This is a genomic window from Streptococcus saliviloxodontae, from assembly GCF_016908655.1.
Taxonomy (GTDB): Bacteria; Bacillota; Bacilli; order Lactobacillales; family Streptococcaceae; genus Streptococcus; species Streptococcus saliviloxodontae.
The window spans coordinates 1-23684 of record NZ_JAFBEI010000016.1; the positions used below are offsets into that span (position 1 = coordinate 1).

Annotated in this window: 25 protein-coding genes and 1 riboswitch; of the genes, 17 read left to right on the forward strand and 8 right to left on the reverse strand. The window is 39.7% G+C overall.

Going from position 1 to position 23684, the window contains the following annotated elements; translation table 11 throughout:
• Positions 1-144 precede the first annotated feature (144 nt).
• The 7 genes from JOC31_RS04590 to JOC31_RS04620 all read left to right on the forward strand — a co-directional run bounded on the left by JOC31_RS04590 (position 145) and on the right by JOC31_RS04620 (position 8099).
• On the forward strand, positions 145-492 hold the full coding sequence (locus tag JOC31_RS04590; RefSeq protein ID WP_239551651.1) for a GNAT family N-acetyltransferase: 348 nt from the start codon (positions 145-147) through the stop codon (positions 490-492).
• Positions 493-674: 182 nt separating this feature from the next.
• On the forward strand, positions 675-2147 hold the full coding sequence (locus tag JOC31_RS04595; protein WP_205016990.1) for a glycoside hydrolase family 1 protein: 1473 nt from the start codon (positions 675-677) through the stop codon (positions 2145-2147).
• Positions 2148-2160: 13 nt separating this feature from the next.
• The gene (locus tag JOC31_RS04600; RefSeq protein WP_205016991.1) at positions 2161-2763 is read left to right on the forward strand and encodes a histidine phosphatase family protein; all 603 of its coding nucleotides are present in this window, start codon (positions 2161-2163) and stop codon (positions 2761-2763) included.
• Positions 2764-2772: 9 nt separating this feature from the next.
• Positions 2773-3390 (forward strand): histidine phosphatase family protein, encoded by a 618-nt coding sequence (locus JOC31_RS04605; protein ID WP_205016992.1) that lies wholly within the window; start codon positions 2773-2775, stop codon positions 3388-3390.
• Between the two features lie 104 nt (positions 3391-3494).
• Positions 3495-4934, forward strand: coding sequence for a 6-phospho-beta-glucosidase (locus tag JOC31_RS04610; protein WP_205016993.1), 1440 nt, complete (start codon positions 3495-3497; stop codon positions 4932-4934).
• Positions 4935-5264: 330 nt separating this feature from the next.
• On the forward strand, positions 5265-6794 hold the full coding sequence (locus JOC31_RS04615) for a hypothetical protein (RefSeq protein WP_205016994.1): 1530 nt from the start codon (positions 5265-5267) through the stop codon (positions 6792-6794).
• A 186-nt stretch (positions 6795-6980) separates the two neighbouring features.
• Positions 6981-8099 carry an AI-2E family transporter gene (locus tag JOC31_RS04620; RefSeq protein ID WP_205016995.1) on the forward strand — a complete coding sequence of 373 codons (1119 nt, stop codon included), beginning with the start codon at positions 6981-6983 and terminating at the stop codon, positions 8097-8099.
• A gap of 50 nt (positions 8100-8149) precedes the next feature.
• On the opposite strand, the gene JOC31_RS04625 is transcribed toward JOC31_RS04620, so the two are convergent.
• Positions 8150-8866 carry a DUF554 domain-containing protein gene (locus tag JOC31_RS04625; protein ID WP_205016996.1) on the reverse strand — a complete coding sequence of 239 codons (717 nt, stop codon included), beginning with the start codon at positions 8864-8866 and terminating at the stop codon, positions 8150-8152.
• 58 nt (positions 8867-8924) lie between these two features.
• Between JOC31_RS04625 and radC the strand changes: the two genes are divergently transcribed.
• Entirely contained in the window at positions 8925-9605 is a 681-nt protein-coding gene (gene radC / locus JOC31_RS04630) for a RadC family protein (RefSeq protein ID WP_205016997.1), read from the forward strand.
• On the opposite strand, the gene JOC31_RS04635 is transcribed toward radC, so the two are convergent.
• From JOC31_RS04635 to JOC31_RS04660, 6 genes are all read right to left on the reverse strand, one after another.
• Positions 9600-10295, reverse strand: a complete 696-nt coding sequence (locus JOC31_RS04635) for a gamma-glutamyl-gamma-aminobutyrate hydrolase family protein (RefSeq protein WP_205016998.1) — start codon at positions 10293-10295, stop codon at positions 9600-9602. The two genes, radC and JOC31_RS04635, sit on opposite strands and share 6 nt — an antisense overlap.
• Before the next feature lie 9 nt (positions 10296-10304).
• A complete protein-coding gene (locus JOC31_RS04640; RefSeq protein WP_205016999.1) occupies positions 10305-10940 on the reverse strand; it encodes a redox-sensing transcriptional repressor Rex in 636 nt (211 codons plus the stop codon).
• 130 nt (positions 10941-11070) lie between these two features.
• On the reverse strand, positions 11071-11421 hold the full coding sequence (locus JOC31_RS04645) for a DUF1831 domain-containing protein (protein WP_205017000.1): 351 nt from the start codon (positions 11419-11421) through the stop codon (positions 11071-11073).
• Between the two features lies 1 nt (position 11422).
• Positions 11423-12541 carry an aminotransferase class V-fold PLP-dependent enzyme gene (locus JOC31_RS04650; protein WP_205017001.1) on the reverse strand — a complete coding sequence of 373 codons (1119 nt, stop codon included), beginning with the start codon at positions 12539-12541 and terminating at the stop codon, positions 11423-11425.
• A 10-nt stretch (positions 12542-12551) separates the two neighbouring features.
• Positions 12552-13517, reverse strand: a complete 966-nt coding sequence (locus JOC31_RS04655) for a ribose-phosphate diphosphokinase (protein WP_205017002.1) — start codon at positions 13515-13517, stop codon at positions 12552-12554.
• 141 nt (positions 13518-13658) lie between these two features.
• The gene (locus JOC31_RS04660; RefSeq protein ID WP_205017003.1) at positions 13659-14234 is read right to left on the reverse strand and encodes a CYTH domain-containing protein; all 576 of its coding nucleotides are present in this window, start codon (positions 14232-14234) and stop codon (positions 13659-13661) included.
• Positions 14235-14363: 129 nt separating this feature from the next.
• Here JOC31_RS04660 and yjbM point away from each other — a divergent pair, with 129 nt between their 5' ends.
• From yjbM to pta, 4 genes are read left to right on the forward strand one after another with little or no spacing between them, the layout of a single operon-like run.
• Positions 14364-15035 carry a GTP diphosphokinase gene (gene yjbM / locus JOC31_RS04665; RefSeq protein WP_205017004.1) on the forward strand — a complete coding sequence of 224 codons (672 nt, stop codon included), beginning with the start codon at positions 14364-14366 and terminating at the stop codon, positions 15033-15035.
• Positions 15010-15846 (forward strand): NAD kinase, encoded by an 837-nt coding sequence (locus tag JOC31_RS04670; protein ID WP_205017005.1) that lies wholly within the window; start codon positions 15010-15012, stop codon positions 15844-15846. Before yjbM ends, JOC31_RS04670 begins: the two co-directional genes overlap by 26 nt.
• Complete coding sequence (locus JOC31_RS04675; protein WP_205017006.1) at positions 15843-16736, forward strand: RluA family pseudouridine synthase; 894 nt, start codon at positions 15843-15845, stop codon at positions 16734-16736. The genes JOC31_RS04670 and JOC31_RS04675 overlap by 4 nt, the downstream gene beginning before the upstream one ends.
• A gap of 12 nt (positions 16737-16748) precedes the next feature.
• Complete coding sequence (pta, locus tag JOC31_RS04680; protein ID WP_205017007.1) at positions 16749-17744, forward strand: phosphate acetyltransferase; 996 nt, start codon at positions 16749-16751, stop codon at positions 17742-17744.
• Between the two features lie 30 nt (positions 17745-17774).
• On the opposite strand, the gene JOC31_RS04685 is transcribed toward pta, so the two are convergent.
• On the reverse strand, positions 17775-18164 hold the full coding sequence (locus JOC31_RS04685; RefSeq protein WP_205017008.1) for a sodium transporter: 390 nt from the start codon (positions 18162-18164) through the stop codon (positions 17775-17777).
• Between the two features lie 135 nt (positions 18165-18299).
• Here JOC31_RS04685 and JOC31_RS04690 point away from each other — a divergent pair, with 135 nt between their 5' ends.
• The 5 genes from JOC31_RS04690 (at position 18300) to JOC31_RS04710 (ending at position 23629) form a co-directional block, all read left to right on the forward strand.
• Positions 18300-19142, forward strand: coding sequence for an HAD family hydrolase (locus tag JOC31_RS04690; RefSeq protein WP_205017009.1), 843 nt, complete (start codon positions 18300-18302; stop codon positions 19140-19142).
• 129 nt (positions 19143-19271) lie between these two features.
• Positions 19272-20288 carry an alcohol dehydrogenase AdhP gene (adhP, locus tag JOC31_RS04695; RefSeq protein ID WP_205017010.1) on the forward strand — a complete coding sequence of 339 codons (1017 nt, stop codon included), beginning with the start codon at positions 19272-19274 and terminating at the stop codon, positions 20286-20288.
• 253 nt (positions 20289-20541) lie between these two features.
• On the forward strand, positions 20542-21528 hold the full coding sequence (gene guaC / locus JOC31_RS04700) for a GMP reductase (protein ID WP_205017011.1): 987 nt from the start codon (positions 20542-20544) through the stop codon (positions 21526-21528).
• Between the two features lie 39 nt (positions 21529-21567).
• A riboswitch (purine riboswitch) is annotated at positions 21568-21664 on the forward strand.
• 92 nt (positions 21665-21756) lie between these two features.
• Positions 21757-22338 (forward strand): xanthine phosphoribosyltransferase, encoded by a 582-nt coding sequence (locus tag JOC31_RS04705; protein ID WP_205017012.1) that lies wholly within the window; start codon positions 21757-21759, stop codon positions 22336-22338.
• The gene (locus JOC31_RS04710; protein ID WP_275586106.1) at positions 22331-23629 is read left to right on the forward strand and encodes a nucleobase:cation symporter-2 family protein; all 1299 of its coding nucleotides are present in this window, start codon (positions 22331-22333) and stop codon (positions 23627-23629) included. The genes JOC31_RS04705 and JOC31_RS04710 overlap by 8 nt, the downstream gene beginning before the upstream one ends.
• Positions 23630-23684: the final 55 nt, after the last annotated feature.

Sequence of the window (23684 nt, forward strand, 5' to 3'; positions counted from 1 at the left end):
AAGCTTGACTTTGCATATCGTTTCCTCATTTCGTGGTTGTTTTGAGTTTATGATACGCAAAGTTTTTTAGTTTGGCTAGAATTAACTAGCACAACAGGTAAGGAATTGGTTTATATGGTAGATGGCATCAGAGAATCCTATACCATGGAAAAATTAGAGCGAATGTATCGATATTTAGACCAACATGGTGAACTCTTTTTCATTGACGTATTGAAAGGGAGTGATTGGTTACCGATTGGGGATGTTTGTCTTTCTCCAGAAAACCTTCCGATTGTGATTGGCGATGCCGCTTACAGAGGGCAAGGGATAGGTAGTAAAGTGCTGTCCTTTTTGATTTCTAGAGCCAGAGAAAAAGGGTTTGCTAAACTTTTTATTCAGGAAATCTATGATGAGAATAAGGCGTCTCAGCGCCTCTTTAAAAGCTTAGGTTTTAAAGCTTGCTTCAAGACAGAGAAAGGGTCCTCGTATCAGTTAATGTTAACAAAGTTCTAGATTAAAAGGTTTGTTACCGGTAGGTTTCAAACCTTTTATTTTGTCTGTTGATAGGCTAAAAATAGTAGGATAGTATAAGTTTTTAACATCATCTTATAAGAATATCAGATTGAAAAGGCGTAAACTATCCTTGTGTAGAAATAAAGAAGGGCTGATAAAAATTTTTATCAGAGGTTTATCATATGGTCAAACAATTTCCAAAAGATTTTTTGTGGGGTGGTGCAACTGCTGCAAATCAGTACGAAGGCGCTTGGAATGAGGATGGACGAGGGCCAGCAACTTCGGATACCTCAAGAGCAGTCGATCCAAGTGAACGTCGGTCAATGGGGAGTGAATTTAGCACCCCTATGACACTTGAGAAGGTTGTAGCTGCCCTTGAGGATACGGAAGGACTCTATCCCAAACGTTGGGGCTCAGATTTTTACCACCGCTATAAGGAAGATGTTGCTTTAATGGCTGAGATGGGCTTTAAAACATTTCGGATGTCCATTTCCTGGTCTCGTATTTTCCCAAAAGGTGACGAGTTAGAGCCCAATGAAGCCGGCTTAGCCTTTTACGACAAAGTCTTTGACGAGTTAAATAAGTACGGGATTGAACCTTTGGTGACTCTGTCTCACTATGAATTTCCTTTGCATTTGGTAACAGCTTATGGCGGATGGAAAAATCGTAAGGTTATTGATTTCTTTGTTCGCTATGCAGAAACAGTACTCAACCGTTATAAAGGTAAGGTTAAGTATTGGCTTACTTTCAACGAAATCAATATTTTAGGAATGACTGGCTACTTATCAGGAGGACTCTTATTTGAAGATGGAAAACTCCATCTCCAAGAGATGTACCAAGCTGTTCATCATCAATTTATTGCATCTAGTCTTGCGACCAAGTTAGCACACGAGATTGATCCTAACAACAAGGTCGGAATGATGTTGGCTAGGATGGAAGCTTACCCTGCAACTTGTCACCCAGATGACATTATGGAAGCAATCCATAAGGACCACGCTAATTTGTTCTATTCAGATGTTCAGGTGCGAGGTTACTATCCAAGTTACATGAAACGATTCTTTAAAGAAAATGAGATAGAGCTTGTCTTTGAGCCTGGAGATGAAGCTATTTTAAGACAATATCCTGTTGACTTTATGAGTTTTTCGTACTATATGAGCTCAGTGACCCGCAGTCCTAAAAATCAAACAGAAGAGCAAAAAGCTACGGCTGGGAATCTGATTTTAGGTGAGGCGAACCCTTACCTTGAAGCCTCTGATTGGGGTTGGCAGATTGACCCAGTTGGACTTCGTGTGACCTTAAATAAACTCTATGACCGTTATCAAATTCCGTTAATGGTCGTTGAAAATGGTCTTGGTGCCCTCGATACATTGGAAAATGATGGTGCTATTCATGATAGTTACCGTATCGATTATCTTGAAAAACACGTTCAACAAATGTATGAGGCGATTGAGGATGGTGTCGACTTAATGGGTTATACGCCGTGGGGTTGCATTGACCTAGTGTCTGCTTCAACGTCTGAGATGTCTAAACGCTATGGTTTTGTCTATGTTGACGCAGATGACCAAGGGCATGGTAGCTTTGATCGCTATAGAAAAGATTCATTTTTCTGGTACAAGGAGCTTATCACTTCCAATGGTGCTTCTATTTTGAAGTAAGAAAGGAGCAACTATGGGTCGAAAATTATATCTCATGCGTCACGGCGAAACACTTTTTAATAGTCAGGGACGGGTACAGGGAGCTTGCGACTCACCACTAACAGAAGACGGGAAAGAGCAAGCCATGCAAGCTAAAGCCTATTTTGACACTCAATCCATCCAATTTGATGCAGTTTACTCTTCCACACAAGAAAGAGCAACGGATACTGCAAAATTAGTTTCCCATCAAGACCATGTTGTACAGCTCAAAGGATTGAAAGAAATGAACTTTGGCTCCTTTGAGGCACAGCCAGAGTATCTTCTTCCCAAATTTCGAGAAGGAGCAACTTCCTTTGAAGACCTACTGATTCCTTATGGTGGCGAAGATATTCGTGCTGTAGGAGGACGTGTGCTAGCCACTATACAGTCTGTTCTGGAGCGCGATCATTCAGAAAGCTTACTCATGGTTAGCCATGGTGCTGCCATGTGGGGACTTTGTCTTACTTTGGAAATTGTTTTTCCGAAAGGTGTGGGCTTTTCTAACTGTGCCATCTGCGAGTTTGATGTCATAGATGACAGCTTATCATTTAACAAGCTGATTTTACCAACAAAGGGTAATCAAGAGATAACAATTTAGGAGAATAAGATGAGTAAGGTGTTTTATTTGATGAGACATGGTCAAACCCGCTTTAATGCCCAATCGCGTATTCAAGGAGCCTGTGATTCTCCTTTGACAGAGCTAGGTATTGAACAAGCGAAAGCTGCCCATCGTTATTTTAAAGAAGAAGGTATCCTATTTTCAAAAGTCTATGCTTCGACGCAAGAAAGGGCTTGTGACACTGCAGAAATTGTTTCAGGCACGTCAGATTACCAGCGTTTAAAAGGCTTGAAAGAGCAGGATTTTGGGGCTTTCGAGGGTCATCAAGAGTATCTCAACCCTCACCTTTTTAAAGATGGTTCAGGCTATCGTCATTATTTTGTGGCTTATGGAGGCGAGTCTAATGTTAGTGTCTATGAAAGAATGGAAAAAACGCTGACAGAGATCATGGAGCAAGCAGACCCTTCTGACTGTATTTTAGTTGTGAGTCATGGTGCTGCAATAGGACAATTCAATGCCAATGTAGCGCATAATCATCTCAGAATAAAGTCACGTTTCACCAATTGCTGTATTCTAAAAGTAGCTTATGAGTCTGGCAAGTTCCGTGTTTTATCAGGATTTAATCCTGTCAGCAGAGAGTCCCTTTTTGAAATACCTGAAGAGTAATCGTTTGAGTTGGTAGAATAGTACCACAATACCCTAAGATAGCATCAGTCTTTTCAGAAAAAATGTGTTACAATTATAGAAAATCATTGAAAGAGGTTACAAAGATGACAACTTATAAAGCATTTCCAGAAAACTTTTTATGGGGGGGAGCGACAGCTGCCAATCAGTGCGAAGGTGCCTATGATGCTGACGGACGCGGTTTAGCTAATGTTGATGTTGTGCCGATTGGTAAAGACCGTTTCCCAATCATAGCTGGTAAAAAGAAGATGTTCGACTTTGAAGAAGGGTATTTCTATCCAGCTAAGGAATCGATTGATTTTTACCATCACTACAAGGAGGATATCGCCTTACTTGCTGAGATGGGATTCAAAACGTTTCGTATGTCTATTGGATGGACACGTATCTTTCCGAAAGGAGATGAGCTTGAGCCTAATGAAGCTGGCTTGAAGTTTTATGAAGATGTTTTTAAAGAGTGCCGTAAATATGGCATTGAACCTCTTGTAACTATTACTCACTTTGACTGTCCGATGTACCTTATCGAACACTATGGTGGGTGGCGTAATCGTCAACTAATTGAGTTCTATGAACGTTTGGTGCGTACGCTCTTCACACGCTTCAAAGGTCTGGTTAAGTATTGGTTGACCTTTAACGAAATCAATATGATTCTACACGCACCATTTATGGGGGCTGGACTTTATTTTGAACAAGGTGAAAATCAAGACCAAGTCAAATACCAAGCTGCTCACCATGAGTTGGTAGCGTCAGCTCTAGCAACCAAGATTGCCCATGAGATTGACCCTGAAAACAAGGTTGGTTGTATGTTGGCAGCAGGGCAATACTACCCAAATACTTGTAATCCATCTGACTATTGGCAAGCAATGAATGATGATCGTGAAAACTATTTCTTCATTGATGTCCAAGCGCGTGGAGAGTATCCAAACTACGCTAAAAAGAAATTCGAGCGCTTGGGACTCACCGTTGAGATGACCGAGGAAGATTTAGCTCTCCTAAAAGAAAATACCGTTGATTTCGTATCCTTCTCATACTATTCAAGTCGTGTCTCTTCGGCAGATCCTGAATTAACAGAGAAGACATCTGGGAATATATTTGCCTCTCTTAAAAACCCTTATTTGGATGCTTCAGAGTGGGGTTGGCAAATTGACCCTCTAGGGCTTCGCATCACCTTAAACACTATCTGGGATCGTTACCAAAAACCAATGTTCATTGTTGAAAATGGATTGGGTGCAGTAGATACGCCAGACGAACAGGGTTATGTTGAAGATGATTACCGTATCGATTACTTACGTGAACACATCAAAGCGATGAATGCTGCTATCAACGAAGATGGCGTCGAATTGCTTGGTTACACTACTTGGGGGTGTATCGATCTTGTTTCAGCAGGAACAGGAGAAATGAAAAAACGCTATGGTTTCATCTATGTTGATCGTGACAATGATGGAAACGGAACGCTCAAACGCTCTAAGAAAAAATCATTTGGTTGGTACAAAAAAGTTATCGCAAGCCAAGGACAAGACTTGGATTAAAAGCAGTCGCAAACCTTGTCCCATTTAAAATGAAAGGTGAAGTTGGTCAATCGACTAACTTCATTTTTTTAGTCCAAAAATCACGACAAACGCATGAAACAGTTATTTCCGAATTATAGTACAGTTTAAAATAGATACTTTTACTGTTATTCCTATAGTAAGACGTTCAAAGTATTTTAGATTTTTTTGAAATACCTGAACTTTGAATTGCAGAAAGCTTTATTTTCACTCTAAAAATCTTTCATGCGTTTGTCGTGTCCAAAAATGCCTTGAGTTTACAAGACCGTTCAAGTAGGTTACAATAATAAAGAATACATCAAAGAGGTTTTTATGTTATTACAAAAATCAAGTTTCATCTTAACCAGAGCAGCACAAGTGTGGTCGATTATTCTATTTAGTTTATTACTACTTATCAGTTGCTTTGTTCAGACGACGCTTCCTATGGACGGTACAGAGATGGCAAAAATGGTAGCAACCTCTCCTTGGTTGTTACTTGTAGCAGTTATGACTCTATTCTTTTTATTTTGCCTTCTACGAGATCTTCCTAAAATCAAATCCAAGTGGTTATTTATTGCTGGTTGCTTGATTTACCTTATTTTAGGAGGTTTATTGATCAGTCAGGTGACTTGGGTACTAAGGGATGATGCAAGGCTAGTTTATGAGTCTGCCTTAGCTATCAATCATGGGGATTACACTTATTTAACCAAGGATAATTACCTTTACCGTTATCCTCACCAGCTAGGATTGGTTACATATGAGAGGGTTTTAGTGACTCTATTTCGGACAAGTTCGACCAAATTGCTATTCTTCCTAAATTTAATGTTAGTACTTGCGTCTAATGCTCTAACCTGGAAGATAACCGACAGTCTTTTCAAGAGACCTTTGGTCAATAATCTTGTGATTTTACTGTCATTCTTTTTTCTCCCTCAGCTCTTCTTTATCCTTTTCGTTTATGGACTAGTTCCAGGCTTATTCTTTTCCTTGTTAGCTTTCTATGCCTTTATCCTGTATCGCAAGCAGGGTAAAGTAAGACAGGCATTTCTCTTTATGGTAGCCATGTTACTGGCCTATCTGATTCGAAACAACTATATCATCCTGACTCTTAGTTTTGCAATTGTCGCTTTATTGGATATGATGGCTCGTAAGAAATATGCTCTCTTTGTGGTGGTTGCTTTAACCTTCATGATGAATTTTGGAGCAAGCGCTGCGTTGAAAAGCTACTATGAGCAATTAGCAGATACTAACCTATCAGGAGAGCCCAAGATCGCTTGGGTTACCATGGGGTTAAACGATCGTCCGATTTATAATCGTGTTGCTGGTTGGTACGATGCCTATGTCGAGACCGTTTATTCTGATAATAATGGTAATTTTAAAAAGATTGAGCAGCAAAGTAGAACAGACTTATCGAAGCGACTTACCTACATGTCTAGTCATCCTAAATACACCTTCGATTTCTTTAAAAACAAGATTATTTCAACCTGGACGGACAGTCTATTTCAATCTGTCTGGTCTGGTCCCGTAGAAGCGCAAGGTCAAAAGGTATCTGGCGATTTCGCAAAGAGTATTTACCATCAAAAATCAGGTTATCAGATTGCTTACTTTATTGCACATATTCTTCTTATTTTTATTTATTTTGGTGTCCTAGTGGCGGCTATCCACTTTATCAAAAGGCCAATTATTATGGGACTTGATGGCTTGGTTCCCTTGATTTATTTGACAGGTGGCTTTATCTTTCATCTGTTTTGGGAAACCAAAAGTCAGTACGTTTACCCATATGTCTTCTTACTTTTACCGCTTTCAGCCTTTGGGTTGATCACTTTCTTGGAACGCCTACAGTTCAAGAAAAAGTCGAGACCTTAATTGGAACGAGGAGACTGTTTCACGTCTTATTTAAAATTCTAGCTGAGTTTGGTTAGGAGTGTTTTTCACCTTTATAACCAAGCTCAGTTTTTTACGTCTATGGGTTACCTGAACGACAGGGATAATAGTGGTAAAAAGGTACTCAAATAGTGTATAATAAAACAAATATGACATAAAGGAGAATCTATGAAGATTAATAAACAATTGATCTACTCGATGCTAGTTGTATTTGCACTATGTTATTTAATAATGAGTTATTGGTCCACAGGTTCAGGCTACCTCAATACGATGTGGTTATCAAGTCAACCTTTTCTTATAGGAGCTGCAATTGCTTATATTATCAATATCGTGATGAGTAGTTACGAGCGCTTGTTGACATTTTGCGAATCGAAAGTATCATGGATTGGTAAGTTCAAGAGACCTTTAGCTCTTGTTTTAGCTTATGTGACATTTATAGCGCTTATCATTTGGGTATTTTCTATTGTATTGCCAGATTTGATCACAAGTATTAGTTCCTTGACCAAGATTGATACATCAGTTGTTATGAATTGGATCAATGAGTTAAATGACAATGAGACAGTTGCAAAAATCCTTAATTATTTTGGATTGAGCTCTGATATTGCAGGCATGCTTTCAAGTTATAGCCGCCAAATTTTATCACAAGTTGTCTCTGTCTTGTCAAATATTCTAACATCAGTAACATCAATTGCATCAACCTTGCTCAATTTGCTGATCAGTTTGATCTTTTCGATTTATGTATTAGCAAACAAAGAAAAACTCATCAGACAAGCAAGCTTACTGATAGACACTTACACAGGTCGCTTTTCAAAAACTATTCATTATATTGTTGAGATTACGAACAAGCGATTCCATAGTTTTTTTGTAGGTCAGACCTTAGAAGCAATTATTTTGGGAAGTTTGACAGCGGTAGGAATGACCATTTTTCACTTTCCTTATGCTGCAACTGTAGGGGTCTTAGTTGCCTTTACGGCGTTGCTTCCAGTTATAGGTGCCTACATAGGAACTACGGTCGGTTTTATACTGATTGCGACCCAGTCAATTACAACTGGTCTATGGTTTGTAGTCTTTATGGTTGTTTTGCAACAGTTTGAAGGGAACTTGATCTACCCTCGTGTTGTCGGTGGATCTATTGGCTTACCTGGAATGTGGGTGCTGTTAGCAATCACTGTCGGTGGAGCCCTATATGGTATTCTAGGGATGTTAATTGCGGTACCACTTGCTGCAACGATTTATCAAATCATAAAAGATGATGTTTATAAGAGAAATCATCTAACGGAAGAATAAATAAAAGACTTCATTTCAATTGCTCATGAAATGAAGTCTTTTTATTGATGTTATAAGAAGGGCAAAATGAGATTTGTCCAAATCCAACTGATAGGCATAACGATGATCATGGCAGGAATCATATCTGCAGTTGGAAACATTTTAACGCCTAGAATTCGGAAACCTGTTGCAATCATGAGAAAACCACCGCAGGCACGGAAATCATTGATCATATCAGGAGTGGTGTAAGGCATGATGACATGGGCAAGAAAGAAAAGCCCCATAAAAATAATGAATTGTGGAACAGCAATAGCAGAGACAACCAATCCTAGACTACAGGCGAAGATTGCTGCAGTAAAGAGGTCTAGGATAGACTTTGAAATCAGAATTGAGCTATCCCCTGTCATTCCATTGACCAAACTACCATAAATCCCAGTACCGCTCGCACAAAAGAGAACAATCACAGTAATAAGTGTCAGCATAAATTCTTTTTCAGAAAGGCTACTCGTCTGGCTCTTGAAAATACGAGACATGGCACCTGCACCATGCTCAATAAATAACCCAAAATGACTAGCCAGACCGACAGCAGTCCCGATGACAACAGAAAAAATCACAGCCGGCATATTAGCCATTTGAATCAAGGAAGCAATCCCCATTCCCATTGAACTAAGACCAAAAATCATATTGAGTTGCGATTTAAAGTCATCAGATAGCTTATTTCCAAAAAGTGTTCCTAAAATCCCTCCTAAAGCAATAGCGAGGGTGTTAATGATTATTCCTGTTGGCATAATTTTCCTTTCATATCATGAAAAAATGACGAATAGTTAAGTGGAGGTAGGTAGTGATATGTATCAAATAGAATCTAAGAAAGAGGCTCTGAAACCTCGTGAACGACTTGTTGACAGAGGAGCTGAAAATCTGAGCAACCAGGAGTTACTAGCCATTTTACTAAGAACAGGCACACGCAAGGAATCTGTTCTTCATTTGTCAACCAAAATTCTAGATGGTCTCGATAGCTTATCTGAATTTGGTAGACTATCGCTACAAGAGCTACGAAAGATTTCAGGTATCGGCGAGGTAAAATCTATTGAAATTAAGGCAATGCTTGAATTTTCAAAACGAATCAGAGAATCTGAGGAAAGCTCTACTGAACGTATCTTATCAAGTGAAAAAGTCGCTCAAAAAATGATGAGAGAATTAGGGGAACTACAACAAGAGCACTTGGTAGCCCTCTATTTAGACACTCAAAATCGTATTATTGAACAACGAACGATTTTTATCGGTAGTGTCAGACGATCAATAGCAGAGCCGAGAGAAATTTTACACTATGCCTGTCGTAACATGGCAACATCGCTCATTGTGGTTCACAACCATCCTTCAGGAGCTGTCCAGCCGAGCGAGAACGATAGGCAATTCACTGAAAAAATAAAACGATCATGTGAAGCCATCGGCATTATTTGCCTCGATCACATCATCGTTGGTAAAAAAGCCTATTATAGTTTTCGAGAAGAAAACGATTTGTTATAACTCATTGACCACATACTTGAACAAGTCGAGATCTTCTTGGCGAGATTCGTGTAATAGTTCAGGGTGCCATTGCACACCTAAAAATCGCATATTGGGATTAGTTGATTCAACAGCTTCAACGGTACCATCTTCTGGATCACGCGCAATAATTTTAAGGTCACTTGCAAGATGGTTTATACTTTGGTGATGGAATGAATTAACTGCTGTTTTCGTTCCATAAATATCGGCTAATTTACTTTCTGGATCGACAACCATTTCATGGGCTAGATAATCAGAAGGATGGTCTTGCCAGTGATTTTCGATATCTTGGTGTAAGCTACCACCGAGTGCGACGTTCATCAACTGAGTTCCTCTACAAACAGAGAATATTGATTTCTTTTGTTTAACGGCTTCTGCGATAATGGCAAGTTCGTAGATGTCTCTCTCTTTAAAGAAGTCATCTTCGGAAGCTTGATTTTCTTCGCCGTAATATTCTGGATCCACGTTTTGACCACCAATTAGGATGATTTTATCCACCATTGAGACATAACGTTTGGCCGTTTCATTATCACCGATAGGTAAAATAAGGGGGATTCCCCCGGCTTCAATCACCCCTTGGACAAATCCTGTAGGTGCGTAGGACCACATGATATCGTCATGAGCGGGATTTGGACGCTGGTTAGCAGTAATACCAATAATAGGTTTGGGCATACAGTCTCCTTAATCTTGATTCATGAAATAAAGTAGTGTCTGAAGTTCACTGGTTAAATCAACATACTGCACCACGACACCCTTAGGCACAGATAGATGGACAGGTGAAAATGATAGTATCCCTTTGATACCAGCATCAACAAGAATATCAGTAACCTCTTGAGCTTTTGTACTTGGTACAGTAAGGATAGCCGTTTCAATTTCAGACTGTTTCAGATGTTCTTTAATGCTTGAAATACCGTAAATAGGAATATCGTCAGCGGTTTTTGTACCGACAAGCTCATTATCATCAGTATCAAAAGCCATAGCAATCTGCATCTTATTGCGATCGTGGAAGCGATAGTGTAGAAGGGCACGTCCGAGATTACCAGCACCAACTAATAGCACGTTAGTGATTGAGTGATCATTTAAAATATCGGCGAAAAAATTCATCAGTTTTTTCACGTCGTAACCAAAGCCACGACGCCCCAGTTCTCCAAAGTATGAAAAATCACGACGTACAGTAGCAGAGTCAACACCGATAGCATCTGCGATTTCTTTAGAGCTAGCCTTTTCAATATTATCTGCATTAAATCGTTTAAAGATACGATAGTATAATGACAGCCGCTTAGCGGTAGCGTTCGGAATAGATTTATCAAAAGCCATAATATCGTCTCCTTAATAAAATAGTATAGTCTTATTGTAAATAAACTTTGTGAATTGTGCAACAAATTTGCTAGTAGAGGTGATAAAAAATACCTATCAGGAGATAGATATTTTTTATAGATAGCATGTATTAGTTTTTGGGATTCTTTTCAAAAATATCACGTTCTACTAGACTATCCATCAAAAAGTAAAATTTATCCTGTAGAATTTTATTATCTTCGGATTTAAAGATATTGATGAGACGAAGTCCAGATTTGTCGGTGATATTTAATTTGAAGCCAGTCAAGTCTTTGTTGATGATGATCTTCAAGTTGAAGCCATCGCCTGAATTAGGCACCCATTCTAATAGTCGAGTGAGTTCGTAGTTACCAACCTTACTTTGAAAGAAGGTATTATCACGTAGTGTGTATTTTTTGACATTTGGGCTAATAGTATAGCTAAAAGCACAGTCGGTTAGGGTTACTGTTTTTTCAAAAGCCATCTTAATCTCCTAAAATATGACGTAGTTCCTGAGCTAGCTGTGACAGCTCCTCTTTTGTATTGAATTCGGATAAGCTAATGCGAATAGACTCTTGCAAGCGAGGTGAGTCTTCACCGTAAATTGCTTGCAAGACATGGCTAGGTTCAACAGTTCCAGCAGTACAAGCCGAACCTGTTGAAATAGCAAAACCTGCTAAATCCAATCGTGTCAGTAAGATACCGTTGTTAGCCCCAGGAAAACCAATGTTGATGATATGAGGCAAGAATACTTCAGCTGAATTGGAGTAGTAGCTGATACCTTCTAACGCGTTAAAGAAGTGCTCACGAAGCTCTTTGATGTAGTGATAGTTCTTATCGCAATTCTGATAAGCTTCTTCTAAAGCAGCTGCCATTCCAGCGATACCGATAAGATTTTCTGTACTAGCACGGCGTTTTTCTTCCTGATCACCACCATGGAGCAAGCTGTCAAGAAGAATATGCGGTGCTTGATAGAGGATACCGACACCTTTGGGACCATGAAATTTGTGAGCAGACGCTGACAGAAGATCAATACCAAGTTCTTGAGGAGCAATCTTTAACTTACCAACCGCCTGTACTGCGTCAACGTGAAAGGCTGCTTGATGGTTAGCTAGCAGGTTTCCGATTTCAGAAATTGGTAGTAGAGCACCCGTCTCATTGTTAGCATACATCAGCGATACAAGAATAGTATCTTCACGAAGTGCTTCTTTGACTTGTTGGATAGTGATGGTACCATTTTGAGGCTTGAGATAAGTAACTTCAAATCCAAAACGTTGCTCAAGAAAAGCCATGACATGGAGGACAGCGTGGTGTTCTATCTGGCTAGTAATGATGTGTTTGCCTTTATCTTGGTGGCGAAGAGCATATCCCTTAATCGCAGAGTTGTTACTTTCAGTGCCACCAGAGGTAAAAACAATCCTATTGGGGTCTGTTTGAAAAAGATTCGCAACAAGTTGTCGGTCCAAACGTAATTGTTGAGCCGCTTTGCGTCCATAGGCATGTATACTGGACGGATTAGCTAAATGAGACGTCATGACTTGTGTCATGGCGTCCATTGCTTTTGGGGTCAAAGGGCTTGTTGCTGCGTTATCGAGATAAATCACAGCCTTACTCCTAGTCTTCTGAATAAGTGAACAATGGGCTAAGTGGTTGACGTTCGTAGATACGGATAATAGCTTCCGCGATTAGTTCGCTAGCTGAAAGATATTTGACGTTATCCGGTTTTGGCGCAGTTGTACATACTGAATCTGTAACGACGATCTCCTTAATTGGAGCCATTTTGAGAACTTCAGCTGCGCCACCTGCAAAGAGACCATGACTAGCGACGGCATAGATTTCTGTTGCACCGTCACGCTCAACGATTTTAGCAGCCTCTGCGAATGTTTTACCAGTATTTAGGATATCATCGACCAAGATTGCTTTCTTGCCCTTGACATCACCGATAATATAACCTTGCTCACGATGGCTATCATCTTCTGAGTAATCGATAATAGCAATAGGGGCATCGAGGTATTCAGCCAAGCTACGAGCGCGTTTCACACCAGAGTTTTTAGGGCTAACGACCACGACGTCCTCACCAGTCAAACCAAGATCGATATAATGTTTAGCAAAAAGAGGCATTGTAAAGAGGTTGTCCACTGGGATATCAAAGAAACCTTGTACCTGTACAGCATGAAGATCGAGGACAAGGACGCGATCAACACCTGCTTTAACTAACATGTTAGCAACAAGCTTCGCTGTGATTGGCTCACGTGACGAAGCGATACGATCCTGACGTGAGTAACCAAAGTAAGGGATAACAACATTGACAGAGTTAGCACTAGCGCGTTTGCAAGCATCAACCATGATAAGAAGTTCCCAAAGGTGATCATTAACAGGAAAACTTGTTGATTGGACGATGTAAATATCATCACCACGAACACTCTCTTCGATATTGATCATGATTTCTCCATCAGAGAATTGACGTGATGACAATTTTCCAAGTGGAACACCAGCTGCTTTTGCGATTTTTTCAGCAATAGCAGTGTTGGAAGTCAATGAAAAGAGTTTTAGTTGAGGGTTTGCAGATTGATTTACCATTTTAAAATGATGGCTCCTTTTTTCTATGTTACTTTATATTCTAACAAAAAAAAGAGAATATTTCAGCAATTGATGCTGTATTCTCTTAAAATAGCGTATGATGGTATGAACTATCAGAGAAAGGTAAGCAATGTGCTATCATCAATCCTCTTCTTTTTTGAGCGTTGCACAGAAGCGAGCAACTTTACTTTTGGCGTATTTAAAGTTGATGTTGTTGTCTTTGAGATAGGCTTCAAAATCTTGTTTTCCTTGCTCGGCATCTTCGACCTCAAGTTCGAGTTCATAGTCAATGCGACCAGCGTATTGGTTTCTATCTAGTGCCATAAGACCGATAGGTGTTTGACATTCGCGACGAACTGTTGTCAGGTGACCCAAGGTGTGGAGATGTTCTAAAGCGACGCCATGTTGACAGATGAGGTCTGTAATAGCATTGGTTGGAAACTCACCGGTTTCGATGATATGACGCGCTTCATCTCTAGTTAGGGGAAGGTTATGTTCGAGCGTTCCTACAGCTTTTGGGATTTTTAAGGTCATCTCGGCACTTTTTTCGAACGTACGGATACGAAGTGACAAGCGGTTGTTTCGCATATCGCTTGCATCTGTATCGAAATAGTAGTTGGTTTGAGTAATGGCTGGGACATGCATCAACAAGGCCTGTAAATGGTTAAACTCTGCCTTGGTTAGCATGGTTTTATACTCAATTTCTAAGTGGTTCATATTTTTTTCCTTTGTGGTCCTGAATGTGATATAATTATCATTAAGTTAATTTTATAAAAAACTCTAGTATTTGACAAGGCTTAGCCTGTTTCCAGGTCAAATAGCAGAGCAAATAGAAAAGGAGTCTGAGTGACAGTAGAGTGGGAAGAGTTTTTAGATCCCTACATTCAAGCAGTTGGTGAATTAAAGATTAAGCTACGAGGTATTCGTAAACAATTTCGTAAGCAAAATCGTCACTCGCCGATTGAGTTTGTGACAGGTCGCGTAAAATCTGTAGAGAGTATTCTAGAAAAGATGGCGCTTCGTGGTATCAAAGAAGAAAATGTTGCCCAAGATTTACAAGATATTGCAGGCTTGCGTATCATGGTTCAGTTTGTTGATGACGTTGATGATGTGTTAGAGCTTCTGAGACATCGTCAAGATATGATGATTGTTTATGAGCGTGATTACATCCGCAACATGAAAGCGAGCGGTTATCGTTCCTATCATGTTGTTATCGAATATCCCGTTGACACAATTGATGGTCAAAAGACAATCTTGGCAGAAATTCAGATTAGAACTTTGGCGATGAACTTCTGGGCAACGATTGAACACTCCTTAAACTATAAATACAAAGGTGAGTTCCCATCGGAAATCAAGCAACGTTTGGAAACAACCGCTAAGATTGCCTTAGAGCTTGATGAAGAGATGCGTAAAATAAAAAAAGATATACAGGAGGCACAGCTTTTGTTTGACCCTGTAAGTAGAACTTTAAATGATGGTGTAGGAAATAGTGATGACACAGATGAATTATTCAGGTAAGGCGAAACGAGTCGCCATTATCGCAAATGGTAAATATCAGAGTAAGCGAGTGGCTTCAAAGCTTTTTGCTGCACTGCGTGATGATAAAGACTTTTATTTAAGCAAACATAATCCAGATATCGTGATTTCTATCGGTGGAGACGGTATGCTCTTATCCGCTTTCCATATGTATGAAAAAGATTTAGATAAGGTGCGCTTCGTTGGTATCCATACAGGGCATCTAGGCTTTTATACTGACTATCGTGATTTTGAAGTCGATAAACTATTGGATGACTTGAGACGAGATAAAGGTGAGAAAATCTCCTATCCTGTTCTTCGTATCAAAATGACCCTACAAGACGGTCGTGTGATTGAAAGCAGAGCTCTTAACGAATCAACGATAAAGCGTATCGAAAAAACGATGGTAGCAGATGTTTTTATTAACGGTGTTAAATTTGAACGATTTAGAGGAGACGGGATATCGGTATCAACCCCAACAGGTTCTACCGCTTACAACAAATCTTTAGGGGGAGCTGTTCTTCATCCAACCATTGAAGCCTTGCAGTTAACAGAGATTTCAAGTTTGAACAATCGTGTCTATCGTACACTGGGATCATCTGTCATCATTCCTAAGGAAGAAGCTATTGAGATCGTTCCTAAACGTTTAGGGACCTATACCTTATCTGTTGATAATAAAACCTTCTCTCATAAAAATGTTGTCAAGGTGGAGTATTGGCTAGACAGTAAAAAAATTAGCTTTGTCGCAACACCCTTTCACACTAGTTTTTGGGAACGTGTCAAAGATGCTTTTATTGGGGAGTTTGATTCATGAGATTTGAATTTGTTGCAGATAGACGATGCAAGGTCAAAACTTTCTTAAAAGGGCATGATGTCTCAAAAGCTTTGCTAGCCAAGGTTAAGTTTAAAGGTGGTAATATTTGGGTTAATGGTCGGGAGCAAAATGCTATTTATCTCCTAGACGTTGGTGATGTGGTAGCCATTGATATTCCAGACGAAGAGTCTCATGAAACGCTAAAACCTGTTGCTCACGACTTGGATATTGTCCATGAAGATGATCATTTTATGGTAATCAATAAACCTTTTGGTTTTGCAAGTATCCCAAGTGTCCTTCACTCAAATACAATCGCTAACTTTGTGAAACACTATTATCTAGAAAACCACTATCCCAATAAGCAGGTTCACATCGTTACTCGACTGGACAAAGATACTAGTGGTTTAATGCTATTTGCCAAACATGGATACGCTCATGCTAGATTGGACAAGCAGTTGCAAGCAAAGGCAATCGAAAAGCGTTATTATGCTTTGGTGTCTGGTTCTGGAATCTTGGAGCCAGAAGGAGAGATCATTGCTCCGATTGCGCGTGATGAAGACAGTATGATCACAAGACGTGTCCATAAATCTGGGAAGTACGCCCACACCAGCTATCGTATCGTGGAGTCCTTTGGTGATGTGCACTTGGTGGATATTCGCCTTCATACAGGTCGAACGCATCAGATTCGTGTGCATTTTGCGCATATTGGCTTTCCTTTATTAGGAGACGATTTATACGGCGGTCGTATGGATTGCGGGATTGAAAGGCAGGCTTTGCATTGCCATTATTTGCGTTTTACAGATCCTTATCTAAAAAAAGAGTTGATTTTTGAAAATGGCTTGACAGATGACTTTGAAAACGTTATCATATATTTACAAAAAAATAGATAGAAGGTTATACAAATGGGAGTACGTTCTTTATTTGGTAGTTTGAGAGAAAAAGTTGTTGGACAAAGTGTGAAAATTGTCTTTCCAGAAGGAGACGATGAGCGCGTGGTTCGTGCAGCAGCTCGTTTAAAATTTGAAGGTTTGGTAGAACCAATCATTCTAGGAAATCCAGCTGATGTTACTGCACTTTTGGATCAGTTTGGTTTTACAAATCCAGATTTGACAATCATCAACCCAAATGATTATCCTGATTTTGAGCAAATGAAAACAGAATTTGTTGAATTGCGTAAGGGTAAGGCTAGCATCGAAGACGCTGATAAATTATTACGAGACGTCAATTACTTTGGCGTAATGCTTGTTAAGCAAGGTTTGGCAGACGGCATGGTATCAGGAGCTATTCATTCAACTGCTGACACAGTACGTCCAGCACTTCAAATCATTAAGACAAAACCAGGAATCTCTCGTACATCAGGTGTTTTCCTTATGAACCGTGAGAATACTGGTGAGCGTTTCTTATTTGCTGATTGTGCTATTAATATCGATCCAAATGCTCAAGAATTAGCAGAGATTGCTGTCAATACTGCAGATACTGCAAAAATCTTTGATATTGATCCTAAGATTGCTATGCTTAGCTTTTCAACAATGGGAAGTGCCAAAGCACCTCAAGTTGAAAAAGTGCAAGAAGCTACTAAAATTGCAAAAGAGTTGGCGCCAGATTTAGCTCTTGATGGAGAACTTCAATTTGATGCTGCATTTGTTGAGAAAACGGCAGCAATCAAAGCACCAGGTAGCCCAGTTGCAGGACAAGCTAATACATTTATTTTCCCAGACCTTCAATCAGGTAATATCGGTTACAAGATTGCTCAACGCTTGGGAATGTTCGATGCTATTGGTCCTGTTCTTCAAGGTCTTAATATGCCAGTGAACGATCTTTCTCGTGGTTGCTCTGCCGATGACGTATATAAACTTGCTATCATTACAGCAGCGCAAGCATTAGATAGTAAGGCGTAATATATAACAAAAAAGACCGAAAGGTCTTTTTTACATATCATCGAAAAGGTCATTTTTGATAGAGGCTCCAGAGGTAACATCTGACCAACCGACGATGGCTTGCCCTGTTTCGTTTAGGTAGCTAGAAAGAGCTTCTCTGAAGTCAAAAATAGTTTCAGAAAATCCGATGATTGTTCCATCGTCCTGCCGTGCAACTTGGTAATGTGCAAAGAGAATCTTATCAAAGGCATCAGATGGTAGCTGTAGTTGTAGACTACCAGTCTCTGAGAGACGCAACTCTTGGCAAATCCACTCTGGGAGGTCTTCAGGCTCTATCTCTCGGAAAAAGGTACCGTCTGTACCGCCATTATCAAAGACAAGCTTACCCTGAGCATCATAGTAAGCTAATTTATAAGGGAGGTGATTCATAATTTCTTTCATTGTGTTATCATATCCTTTTTTTAGAAAAATAGCAAAGCAGATAGCTTTCGTTGAATAGTATCGGAATACCCTATTAAAGTGTTATCTTTTTCAGAGGGATAAGGGTAGACTAAAAGTAGATAAGGAGATTACATTATGACACAACATATCATTTTTTTAGACGTTGATGGAACTTTGGTAGACTACCATAATCGTATTCCTGAATCAGCTGTAACAGCCATTCGAAAAGCTAGAGAAAATGGGCACCTCGTTTTTGTTTGTACTGGTCGAAGTCGTGCAGAAATACAGCAAGAGATTTGGGATATCGGTATTGATGGAATGATAGGCGGCAATGGTTCTTATGTTGAATGTCATGAAGAAGTTCTTATGCACCAGTTGATTTCAAAAGAAGATGCCAAGCATATCGTGGACTGGTGCCACTCACGTGGTTTAGAGTTTTACTTGGAATCAAATAACGGGCTATTTGCTTCCGAGGACTTTAGAGAACAAGCTCGTCCAGTACTTAGACAATATGCTCGCCAAAAGGGGATGAGCGACCAAGATGTGGCTAACCTGGAAGTCGAAGATTTGATGCATGGCATGGTTTTTGATGGGGAGCTCTATCGTGATGATCTTAATAAGGTTAGTTTTATCCTATCATCTTATCAGGATCATTTGGATTCTATTGAGGAATTTCCAAATCTAGAAGCACACACTTGGGGTGGACGTGGTGAAACGGCTTTATTTGGAGATTTAGGTGTGAAAGATATCAATAAAGCACATGCTATTGATGTCTTACTGGAGAAACTCCAGGTTGATCGCAGTCAGACCATAGCTTTTGGTGATGCTAAGATTGATATCCCTATGCTTGATTATTGCCAAAAAGGGGTAGCTATGGGCAATGGTGGACCAGAAATTCTAGCGATGGCTGACTTTGTGACAGATGATGTCGAAAAAGATGGTCTTTTTAAGGCTTTCAACCATTTCGGACTTTGTTAGGATACTATTTTTAAGTGAAGAAACTTCAAATAAGTCCACTCGAATCTAATGTAAGCGTTGACATCCTTATAAAAAGTGATAAAATAAAATTGTAAAAAATATCACAAACTATTCTAGGAGGCCCTAAGTATGAGAGCAGTTGTTGTTAATCAAGAAAGTACAGGTGTAGAAATTGTAGAGCACGACCGTCCAGTAGTCGGTTACGGTCAAGCTTTGGTAAAAGTAGAGTACTGTGGCGTTTGCCATACTGATTTGCATGTAGCCCATGGTGATTTTGGTCAAGTTCCGGGACGTATCCTAGGTCATGAGGGAATTGGTCTTGTTGAAGAAGTTGGAGCAGGTGTTGAAACTTTGAAAAGAGGAGATCGTGTTTCAATTGCTTGGTTTTTTGAAGGTTGTGGTCACTGTGAGTACTGCACAACAGGTCGTGAAACGCTTTGCCGTTCGGTAAAAAACGCTGGTTACAATGTTGATGGCGGAATGAGTGATTATGCTCTTGTGACAGCTGACTATGCTGTTAAAGTTCCGGATGGTCTAGATCCTGCACAAGCATCATCTATCACTTGCGCAGGTGTAACCACCTATAAAGCTATCAAAGAAGCAGGTGCGGCACCAGGTCAATGGATTGCCATCTATGGAGCAGGTGGTCTAGGTAACTTAGCTGTTCAGTACGCTAAAAAAGTATTTAACGCACATGTGGTAGCTGTTGATATCAATCAAGATAAGCTTGACTTAGCTAAAGAAGTAGGTGCTGATCTTGTGGTAAATGGTAGAGAAGTTGCTGATGTTGCGGCCTATATCCAAGAGCAGACTGGAGGAGCCCATGGAGTAGTTGTAACAGCTGTCTCTAAGGTAGCTTTTAACCAAGCTATCGACAGTGTACGTGCAGGTGGTACGGTAGTGGCTGTTGGCCTTCCATCAGAGTACATGGAACTCTCAATCGTCAAAACGGTACTAGATGGTATTCGAGTTGTCGGATCACTTGTTGGAACGCGTAAAGATTTGGCTGAAGCATTTGCATTTGGAGCAGAAGGTTTGGTAGTCCCTGTAGTCGAAACAGTTCCCGTTGAAACAGCGGTTGCAGTCTTTGATGAGATGGAAAAAGGTCTGATTCAAGGACGCAAGGTCTTGGACTTTACGAAATGATGCTAGATGACAAAAACCATCAAAATCCGAACGTTTAAGGCAGAAAAATACTATAATTTGACAAATAACGATATTTTCTAGTAAAATAAGTATGGAAAGGTGAAAAATCACCTAGCGATGCTCTTTTAATCCTAGAAGAGTTATAGGAAGGTCATTATTTAAACAGCTAGTCTATAGCTCCAAATGAATGACCTCATAAACAATAAGGAAATTCCTCTTTTTTGGGCTATGCTAGCTGAGAAAGAGGTTTTTTATGTTTAATGACATCCCTGTATTTGATTATGAGGATATTCAGTTGATTCCGAATAAGTGTATCATATCTAGTCGTAAAGAAGCTGACACTAGTGTAAGGCTTGGTCGCTACACGTTCAAACTTCCAGTGATTCCAGCTAACATGCAAACAATTATTGATGAAGAGGTCGCGGAGCAATTGGCAAAAGAGGGCTACTTCTACATCATGCATCGTTTTGACGAAGAAGGGAGACTAGATTTTATCAAGAGAATGCATAATCAAGACTTGATTGCATCTATTTCAGTAGGTGTTAAAGATTATGAGTATGATTTTGTTTCATCCTTGAAAGATAATGTTCCTGAATTTATAACGATTGATATTGCTCATGGTCACGCTGAAAGTGTGATTAGTATGATCAAACACATCAAAAAAGAACTGCCAGAGACTTTTGTTATCGCAGGAAATGTCGGGACTCCTGAAGCAGTTCGTGAGTTAGAAAATGCAGGTGCCGATGCTACTAAAGTTGGTATTGGTCCTGGAAAGGTTTGTATCACAAAGGTTAAAACTGGTTTTGGTACAGGCGGTTGGCAATTAGCAGCCTTGCGTTGGTGTGCCAAAGCTGCTCGTAAACCTATTATTGCCGATGGGGGCATTCGCACTCATGGAGACATTGCAAAATCAATTCGCTTTGGAGCAAGTATGGTTATGATAGGTTCTCTCTTTGCAGGTCATATTGAAAGTCCTGGAAAAACCGTTATGGTAGAAGGAGAAGCTTTTAAAGAATACTATGGTTCAGCTTCAGAATATCAAAAAGGCGAACACAAAAATGTCGAAGGTAAAAAAATCCTCATCCCAGCTAAAGGACATCTTGAAGATACCTTACAAGAGATGCAAGAAGATTTACAGTCTTCTATTTCCTACGCTGGTGGAAGAGACCTAGTTAGTTTATGTCATGTCGATTATGTTGTCGTAAAAAACTCTATTTGGAATGGAGACAGTATTTCTTAAAAAGAACATTTACGAAGTTAAGATATTGTGTTAGAATGGATAGTATCATCAAAAATTACTTATTTAATCTGCGAATATGGCGCAGAGCTCTACCAGACACCGTTAATGTCTGACAATAAGTAGGCTTAATCAAGCTTGCTGGTTGTATAACCTAGCAAGATATCTCTAGGTGGAAGAGGTGTCTTGCAGCAAGCTTTTTTGTTTTTTTAAAATAAAAAGAGGATAATTATGAAATTATTAGAAGAACGTATTCTTAAAGATGGCAATATTTTAGGAGAAGATATTCTAAAAGTTGATTCTTTCTTAACGCATCAAGTGGACTACCAATTGATGAAAGAAATTGGTAAAGTTCTTGCGTCTGCTTATCAAACTGCTGGGATTACAAAAGTTGTTACAATTGAGGCATCAGGGATTGCACCAGCAGTCTATGTTGCAGAAGCTCTGGATGTTCCTATGATTTTCGCTAAGAAGCATAAAAACATCACAATGACAGAAGGTATTTTGACAGCAGAAGTGTATTCGTTCACCAAACAAGTCACTTCAACAGTATCAATCGCCGGCAAATTTTTAAGCCCAGATGATAAAGTGCTAATTGTTGATGATTTTTTGGCAAATGGGCAGGCTGCTAAAGGTTTGATTGATATTATCAACCAAGCTGGAGCAAAAGTTGAAGGTGTTGGTATTGTGATTGAGAAATCATTCCAATCAGGTCGTCAATTATTGCTAGACCAAGGAGTCAAAGTCACTTCATTGGCACGTATTGCTAGTTTTGAAAATGGAAGTTTAAATTTTGCGGAGGCAGATGCATAAAATGGAAAAACAACATTCACATTCACAGTCGGCTGTTCTTGGTTTGCAGCATGTTCTATCGATGTATGCGGGATCAATTCTTGTTCCGATTATGATTGCTGGTGCTCTTGGTTACTCATCTGAGCAATTAACTTATCTAATCGCTACTGACATCTTTATGTGTGGGGTCGCTACTTTCTTGCAATTGAAAGTGACTAAGCAGACAGGTATCGGTTTGCCTGTTGTTTTGGGCTGTGCCTTCCAATCAGTAGCTCCGCTATCAATCATTGGGCAAACACAAGGTTCAGGGGCTATGTTTGGTGCCTTGATCGTCTCAGGTATCTATGTTGTACTTGTTGCGGGTGTCTTTTCAAAAATTGCTCGTTTCTTTCCGCCGATTGTAACTGGATCAGTTATCACGACTATCGGTTTAACTCTGGTCTCAGTAGCTATGGGAAATATGGGAGGAAATGTTGATAAACCTAGCCTCCAAAGTATGATTCTTTCTCTGCTAACTGTCGCAATTATCCTTTTGATTCAAAAATTGACAAAAGGCTTTATCAAATCAATCGCCATTCTTATTGGACTTATTGGTGGAACAATTATCGCTGCGTTTATGGGGCAAGTCGATGTTACTCCAGTTGTCCAAGCATCATGGATCCATGTGCCAATGCCATTCTACTTTGGTATGCCTAAGTTTGAAATCACATCTATTCTTATGATGTGTATTATTGCAACGGTTTCAATGGTTGAATCAACCGGTGTTTACTTAGCGCTTTCAGACTTAACTGGTGACCAACTGTCTGAAAAGCGTTTGCGAAACGGTTATCGTTCTGAAGGGTTGGCAGTGCTACTTGGTGGTCTTTTCAACACTTTCCCATATACTGGATTCTCACAAAACGTCGGTCTTGTTCAAATCTCAGGTATCAAGACTCGCCGTCCGATTTACTATGCGGCAGCTTTCCTTGTCGTCATTGGTTTAATTCCTAAATTTGGAGCCCTTGCTCAAATGATTCCAGATCCTGTTTTAGGTGGCGCTATGCTCGTTCTATTTGGTATGGTGACTGTTCAAGGGATGCAGATTCTTAGTCGCGTTGACTTCAAAAACAATGAGTATAACTTGGTTATCGCGGCGGTATCAATCGCAGCAGGACTTGGTTTCAATGGAACAAATCTTTTCGCCAGCTTACCAGATACTGTTCAAATGTTTTTAACAAATGGAATTGTAATTGCAACGCTCTCATCAGTTTTCCTTAACCTGTTATTCAACGGTAAAGATTCTGAGAAATCAACCATTTCTGATGACAAATAATTTGTAAAAAGTCCCACAATAAAGTTTGTGGGGCTTTTTTACTTCTTTTGTTTAC

Bases quoted from the DNA above. Each gene is read 5' to 3' on its own strand.
- JOC31_RS04645 (WP_205017000.1), bottom strand. From the start codon at position 11,421: ATGGCTTTTGAAAAAACAGTAACCCTAACCGACTGTGCTTTTAGCTAT.
- pta (WP_205017007.1), top strand. From the start codon at position 16,749: ATGGGAGTACGTTCTTTATTTGGTAGTTTGAGAGAAAAAGTTGTTGGA.
- JOC31_RS04590 (WP_239551651.1), top strand. From the start codon at position 145: ATGGAAAAATTAGAGCGAATGTATCGATATTTAGACCAACATGGTGAA.
- JOC31_RS04610 (WP_205016993.1), top strand. From the start codon at position 3,495: ATGACAACTTATAAAGCATTTCCAGAAAACTTTTTATGGGGGGGAGCG.
- JOC31_RS04635 (WP_205016998.1), bottom strand. From the start codon at position 10,295: ATGCCCAAACCTATTATTGGTATTACTGCTAACCAGCGTCCAAATCCC.
- JOC31_RS04625 (WP_205016996.1), bottom strand. From the start codon at position 8,866: ATGCCAACAGGAATAATCATTAACACCCTCGCTATTGCTTTAGGAGGG.
- JOC31_RS04675 (WP_205017006.1), top strand. From the start codon at position 15,843: ATGAGATTTGAATTTGTTGCAGATAGACGATGCAAGGTCAAAACTTTC.
- JOC31_RS04600 (WP_205016991.1), top strand. From the start codon at position 2,161: ATGGGTCGAAAATTATATCTCATGCGTCACGGCGAAACACTTTTTAAT.
- JOC31_RS04670 (WP_205017005.1), top strand. From the start codon at position 15,010: ATGACACAGATGAATTATTCAGGTAAGGCGAAACGAGTCGCCATTATC.
- JOC31_RS04620 (WP_205016995.1), top strand. From the start codon at position 6,981: ATGAAGATTAATAAACAATTGATCTACTCGATGCTAGTTGTATTTGCA.
- JOC31_RS04710 (WP_275586106.1), top strand. From the start codon at position 22,331: ATGCATAAAATGGAAAAACAACATTCACATTCACAGTCGGCTGTTCTT.
- JOC31_RS04640 (WP_205016999.1), bottom strand. From the start codon at position 10,940: ATGGCTTTTGATAAATCTATTCCGAACGCTACCGCTAAGCGGCTGTCA.
- JOC31_RS04615 (WP_205016994.1), top strand. From the start codon at position 5,265: ATGTTATTACAAAAATCAAGTTTCATCTTAACCAGAGCAGCACAAGTG.
- JOC31_RS04660 (WP_205017003.1), bottom strand. From the start codon at position 14,234: ATGAACCACTTAGAAATTGAGTATAAAACCATGCTAACCAAGGCAGAG.
- JOC31_RS04605 (WP_205016992.1), top strand. From the start codon at position 2,773: ATGAGTAAGGTGTTTTATTTGATGAGACATGGTCAAACCCGCTTTAAT.
- JOC31_RS04655 (WP_205017002.1), bottom strand. From the start codon at position 13,517: ATGGTAAATCAATCTGCAAACCCTCAACTAAAACTCTTTTCATTGACT.
- adhP (WP_205017010.1), top strand. From the start codon at position 19,272: ATGAGAGCAGTTGTTGTTAATCAAGAAAGTACAGGTGTAGAAATTGTA.
- JOC31_RS04685 (WP_205017008.1), bottom strand. From the start codon at position 18,164: ATGAAAGAAATTATGAATCACCTCCCTTATAAATTAGCTTACTATGAT.
- radC (WP_205016997.1), top strand. From the start codon at position 8,925: ATGTATCAAATAGAATCTAAGAAAGAGGCTCTGAAACCTCGTGAACGA.
- JOC31_RS04690 (WP_205017009.1), top strand. From the start codon at position 18,300: ATGACACAACATATCATTTTTTTAGACGTTGATGGAACTTTGGTAGAC.
- guaC (WP_205017011.1), top strand. From the start codon at position 20,542: ATGTTTAATGACATCCCTGTATTTGATTATGAGGATATTCAGTTGATT.
- JOC31_RS04705 (WP_205017012.1), top strand. From the start codon at position 21,757: ATGAAATTATTAGAAGAACGTATTCTTAAAGATGGCAATATTTTAGGA.
- JOC31_RS04595 (WP_205016990.1), top strand. From the start codon at position 675: ATGGTCAAACAATTTCCAAAAGATTTTTTGTGGGGTGGTGCAACTGCT.